Annotated in this window: 5 protein-coding genes and 1 rRNA gene; 4 read left to right on the top strand and 2 right to left on the bottom strand. The window is 57.3% G+C overall.

The window, feature by feature from the left end:
- Positions 1 to 128 precede the first annotated feature (128 nt).
- Positions 129 to 416, top strand: coding sequence for a GNAT family N-acetyltransferase (locus tag F4V54_RS10060; RefSeq protein ID WP_034666318.1), 288 nt, complete (start codon positions 129 to 131; stop codon positions 414 to 416).
- A 12-nt stretch (positions 417 to 428) separates the two neighbouring features.
- Here the strand turns inward: F4V54_RS10060 and epsC are convergent, their stop codons facing one another.
- Positions 429 to 1,022, bottom strand: coding sequence for a serine O-acetyltransferase EpsC (gene epsC, locus F4V54_RS10065; protein WP_034666316.1), 594 nt, complete (start codon positions 1,020 to 1,022; stop codon positions 429 to 431).
- Between the two features lie 87 nt (positions 1,023 to 1,109).
- Positions 1,110 to 2,054, bottom strand: a complete 945-nt coding sequence (gene cysK / locus F4V54_RS10070; RefSeq protein ID WP_150387045.1) for a cysteine synthase A — start codon at positions 2,052 to 2,054, stop codon at positions 1,110 to 1,112.
- A 297-nt stretch (positions 2,055 to 2,351) separates the two neighbouring features.
- On the opposite strand from cysK, the gene ramA reads away from it, so the two are divergent.
- The 3 genes from ramA to F4V54_RS10085 form a co-directional block, all read left to right on the top strand.
- Positions 2,352 to 3,191 (top strand): acetate metabolism transcriptional regulator RamA, encoded by an 840-nt coding sequence (ramA, locus tag F4V54_RS10075; RefSeq protein ID WP_034666312.1) that lies wholly within the window; start codon positions 2,352 to 2,354, stop codon positions 3,189 to 3,191.
- Positions 3,192 to 3,264: 73 nt separating this feature from the next.
- Entirely contained in the window at positions 3,265 to 4,515 is a 1,251-nt protein-coding gene (gene murA, locus F4V54_RS10080; protein ID WP_034666320.1) for a UDP-N-acetylglucosamine 1-carboxyvinyltransferase, read from the top strand.
- A gap of 609 nt (positions 4,516 to 5,124) precedes the next feature.
- Positions 5,125 to 5,184 (top strand): 16S ribosomal RNA (locus tag F4V54_RS10085); the annotation flags it as partial.

Genomic DNA, 5,184 nt, shown 5'->3' on the forward strand with positions numbered 1-5,184 from the left:
AGTAGCCCTGAAACTCAACAATCGACCGCGAAAGACCCTGGACTACGACACCCCAGCAGAACGCATGGCCGAACTACTAGGATTGACCGGAACCTAGGAAACGTTGCAACGAACGCTAGAATCCGCCCATGAGTGAACAAAAATACGAGATTGAGCACAACCCCGAGCATCACCGCTACGTCATTACGGTTGACGGTAAGCAGGCGGGGTTTGCGAATTACTACGAAGACGGTGGTGTCCGCGATTTCAACCACACCGTCATCGATCCAGCTTTCCGTGGGCGTGGTTTATCCGCGCCCCTTATCCAAGCTGCCCTCAACGACACAAGGAAGTCTGGGAAGAAGATCATCCCGTCCTGCTCTGCAGTGGAACACTTTGTGCAGAAGAACGAGGGCTACAAAGACCTGTTGAAGTAGTGGCGAAGTGCCTTAGCGGCTGGTGTTGTCGTTGTTACCGGCGACGTAGGCGTCTGGGTCGACAAGGTGCTGGCGTTCGTCGCTCTTGCGGGGGCGGCACTTGGCGGGGATGCCAATGGCGATGCAGTTGGGCGGAACATCTTTAGTCACAACGGCATTCGCACCGACCGCGGAGCCTTCACCGATGGTGATGGGGCCTAATACTTTGGCGCCAGCGCCGATGGTGACGTTGTCGCCGATAGTGGGGTGGCGTTTGGTCTGAGTCAGGACTTGTCCGCCAAGGGTGACGCCGTGGTAGAGCATGACGCCGTCGCCGATCTCGGCGGTTTCGCCGATGACGATGCCCATTCCGTGGTCAATGAAGAAGCGGCGGCCGATGGTGGCACCGGGGTGAATCTCCACGCCTGTGAGGAAACGGGTAAATTGCGCCAGGATGCGCGCTGGTCCTTTGATGTTTCGGGTCCACAGGGCGTGTGAGATGCGGTGCATCCAGATGGCGTGAAGGCCGGAGTAGACAATCGCGTTCTCAAGATCGCCGCGGGCTGCGGGGTCGTGGAGGCGGGCGTTTTCGAGGTCCTCACGGATTGTTTGGATCACCTTGAACATGGGAGTCCACTTTAACAGCGCATAAGAAGCGGCCCCCTCGCGCGTGGGGTTTAGATTCATGCGCGAGAGGGCCAGGTAACGGTGAGTTTAGTCGCGGATGTCCTCGTAGAGGATGGTGGAGATATAGCGCTCACCGAAGTCGCAGATGACGGTGGCGATGGTCTTGCCGGCATTCTCCGGGCGTGACGCGACCTCGAGGGCGGCTGCGACGTTGGCACCGCTGGAGATCCCTCCGAGGATGCCGTCTTTGCGGGCGAGCTCACGGGAGGTGGCTACGGCGGTTTCGTTGGAGATGGTGATCACTTCGTCGATGATCCCGCGGTTTAAGGTGGCGGGCACGAAGTTCGCGCCGAGGCCTTGGATTTTGTGCGGACCAGCTTGGCCTTCGGACAGGAGCGGGGAAGCGGACGGCTCTACTGCGATGAGTTTGATATCCGGGTTCTGCTCTTTCAGGTATTTGCCGGCACCGGAGATGGTGCCACCGGTGCCGACGCCGGCGATAAGAATGTCGATCTTCCCGTCGCTGTCCGCCCACAGCTCGGGGCCTGTGGTTTCGTAGTGGACGGTCGGGTTTGCTTCGTTCTCAAATTGGCGGGCCAGGATGGCGTTGTCGGTTTGTTCGACGATTTCATTCGCCTTTTCGACGGCTCCTTTCATCCCTGCCGCACCCGGTGTGAGTTCGATCTGGGCGCCGTAGGCGCGCAACACAACGCGGCGCTCCACGGACATGGTTTCCGGCATGGTCAGGATGACGTTGTAGCCACGTGCCGCGCCGACGAGGGCGAGGGCGATGCCGGTGTTGCCGGAGGTGGCTTCGACGATGGTGCCGCCGGGTTTGAGCTGACCGGAGGCCTCAGCAGCGTCGATAATTGCGCGTCCGATGCGGTCTTTCACGGAGTTGGCGGGGTTGAAGAATTCGAGTTTGCCCAGGATGCGTGCCTGTGCGGCGTTGGTGCCTTCGGTGATGCCTTTAAGCTCGACGAGGGGTGTGCCACCGATGGTTTCTAGGATGTTGTTGTAGATTTTTCCCATTTTTCTCCTTTGTTGAACAGCGGTTGACATGCGATCGTACACGACTCTCCTCAAAAATCTAGACCGAGTTGTTCAATGGGGATGAACCGGATGGTTTGCGCGGGGTGGCGGGGGTAGCGTCGTTAAGCGATTGCGTACTTCTTGCGCATAGTTTTTGGATTTGGTCACCCCCGATTAACCGTTAAGATGGGGACAGTTTGTTCAACTAGGGCATTTTCGGGCCGGATCCGGGCAATGCCCTTTCTCCGTCGGGGACACTCGAACGGGGGCGATGCGACGGCCAAAGAAGGAGAGAACATGGACGCGCAAGGGGTTAAGGACGACGATGATGCGATCCGAGCGTCGCTTACTGCACTGAAGACGGCTACCGGTATCCCGGTGGCGATGTATGGCACCCTTCTTGCTGATAATCGCCTTCAGATCACCCAGTGGATTGGCCTGCGTACGCCAGCTCTGCAGAATTTGGTGATTGATCAGAATCAGGGCGTGGGTGGCCGTGTGGTGTCTACGCGCCGTGCGGTGGGGGTGTCTGATTACTTGCGCGCGAGTGTTATTTCGCATGAGCATGATCGTGCGATTCAGGATGAGGGCCTTCATTCTGTGGTTGCTGTGCCGGTGATTGTGCAGCGTGAGATTCGTGGCGTGCTGTATGTGGGCGTGCACTCTCCGGTTCGTTTGGGGGATAAGGTGATCGAGGAGGTCACTATGACTGCGCGCACGCTCGAGCAGGACCTTGCGGTCAATTCGGCTTTACGGCGCGTCGAGGGTGGCAAAGGCACCGCCAAAGCTGGCCGCGTGATGAATGGTGCGGAATGGGAGCAAGTCCGTGCGACCCATTCCAAGCTGCGGATGTTGGCTAACCGTGTTGAAGATGAGCTGATCCGCAAGGAGCTTGAGCAGCTGTGCGACCAGATGGTCGCGCCGGTGCGTGTGAAGCAGTCTACGAAGCTATCTGCACGTGAACTGGATGTTCTCTCGTGCGTGGCCCTGGGCCACACCAACGTGGAGGCAGCCGAAGAAATGGGCATTGGTGCAGAGACCGTGAAGTCCTACCTGCGTAGCGTGATGCGCAAGCTGGGGGCACACACCCGCTATGAGGCTGTGAACGCTGCGCGCCGGATTGGGGCGCTACCTTAAGTCCTAAGCCTTAAACCTTGCCTGGGGTGCTTTGGAACCGCCTTTTGTCAAAGTTTTCACTACCCTGGATCGCGTGAAAGAGCGTTTTCTTGTTCAAGGTGGGGCCCGCCTCGAAGGGGTTGTGCGCGTTGATGGCGCAAAAAACAGTGTGTTGAAGCTGATGGCCGCTGCGCTGTTGGTGGAGGGGACGACAACTCTGAATAACTGCCCGGAGATCCTTGATGTGCCTTTGATGCAGAAGGTGCTTGAAGGTTTGGGGTGTGATGTAGAGATTGAGGGCACGGTTGTGCGCATCCACACCCCGGCGTATTTGTCTTCCCGCGCAGATTTCGATGCTGTGAGGCAGTTCCGCGCCTCCGTGGCCGTCTTGGGTCCGTTGACTGCACGTTGTGGTGAGGCGGTTGTGGCGTTGCCAGGTGGTGATGCAATTGGTTCCCGCCCACTAGACATGCACCAGTCTGGCCTGGAGAAACTCGGTGCTACAACCCATATTGAGCACGGCGCCGTCGTTGCTCGGGCCGGTCGCCTGCACGGTGCGCGCATCAACCTGGACTTCCCCTCCGTCGGTGCGACGGAGAACATCCTTACTGCGGCGGTCCTCGCCGAGGGGCAAACCGTGCTGGATAATGCTGCGCGTGAACCGGAGATTGTCGATCTTTGCGACATGCTCAACTCCATGGGTGCGCGTATTACCGGCGCGGGCACTTCCACCATCACCATCGATGGTGTGGAATCTCTCCATCCCACGGAACACACCGTGATCGGCGATCGTATTGTAGCCGGCACATGGGCTTATGCTGCCGCGATGACGCGTGGTGATGTCACCGTGGTTGGCATTGCGCCACGCCATCTTCACCTCGCTTTGGCGAAGCTGAAGAACGCTGGCGCCGATGTGGAGACCTACGACAATGGCTTCCGCGTACGCATGGATGGCCGCCCCCAAGCCGTGGACTATCAAACTTTGCCGTTCCCCGGTTTCCCCACCGACCTGCAGCCCATGGCTATTGGGTTGAGTGCCGTCGCTGAAGGAACGTCTGTGATTACGGAAAACGTCTTTGAATCACGCTTCCGCTTTGTGGATGAGATGATGCGCTTGGGTGCGGACGCCACCGTTGATGGGCACCACGTGGTCCTTCGTGGGGTAGAGCGCCTGTCGTCTACGGAAGTATGGTCATCCGATATTCGTGCCGGCGCTGGCCTTGTTTTAGCTGGTCTCGTGGCTGACGGGGAGACGGTCGTGCATGACGTCGAACATATCGATCGTGGCTACCCACACTTCGTTGAAGACCTCAATAATCTTGGTGCCGAGGTGCGCCGCATATAGCCACTCGCTTATCGACGAATTAACCCCTCTCACCTGCTGGTTTGTGTTGTTGGTTGGGTGTGTGTAGTTTTATGTGAGTCAGCGTGACCGACAACGCCCCGCTAGGCAGTCTGATTGTGGCTGGTTTGGTGAGATGGCGGTAGGAAAACGAGCGTTGATGGTTCCTTTCACTTGGGTCTGCATGGCTTTCGGTTTTGTTTGTTGTGTGGGTGTGTGTAAGGTTCAGCAAGCTGCTTTGAATGGGCCCTGTTTGTGGGGTGTGTTTGGGTGTGCGTGTGTTGTGTGAGAACTCGATAGTGTGCCAATGGTTTTTTGTTTGGTTGGTTTGTGTGGCTGTGTGCTCTTTTTTGGGGTGTGTGCTGGTCGATGCTGTCTGAACCATTGATGGGATGGTGTCGTCTGGTTGGTCGCATGACTGATTGGATTTTTTGTTGTTGTCTTTTTTCCTCGTCGAATGGGGCGGCAACGTGATGAACCTTTTTTGGTTTGTTGAGTAATTTTTGGATATGCCAGGCCAATGCTTGCGGGCTTTTTGTTTTGTGGGTGTTGGTGTGGTTTGTTTTGGTTGGGTTTTGGGCTTTTCACGGCTCGGTAATCTTTTACTGATTTTTTGTGGAGAGTTTGATCCTGGCTCAGGATGAACGCTGGCGGCGTGCTTAACACATGCAA

The organism is Corynebacterium tuscaniense (genome assembly GCF_008693065.1).
Classification (GTDB): domain Bacteria; phylum Actinomycetota; class Actinomycetes; order Mycobacteriales; family Mycobacteriaceae; genus Corynebacterium; species Corynebacterium tuscaniense.

Coding starts and splice junctions, on each gene's coding strand:
- F4V54_RS10060 (WP_034666318.1), top strand. CDS start 129: ATGAGTGAACAAAAATACGAGATTGAGCACAACCCCGAGCATCACCGC.
- epsC (WP_034666316.1), bottom strand. CDS start 1,022: ATGTTCAAGGTGATCCAAACAATCCGTGAGGACCTCGAAAACGCCCGC.
- cysK (WP_150387045.1), bottom strand. CDS start 2,054: ATGGGAAAAATCTACAACAACATCCTAGAAACCATCGGTGGCACACCC.
- ramA (WP_034666312.1), top strand. CDS start 2,352: ATGGACGCGCAAGGGGTTAAGGACGACGATGATGCGATCCGAGCGTCG.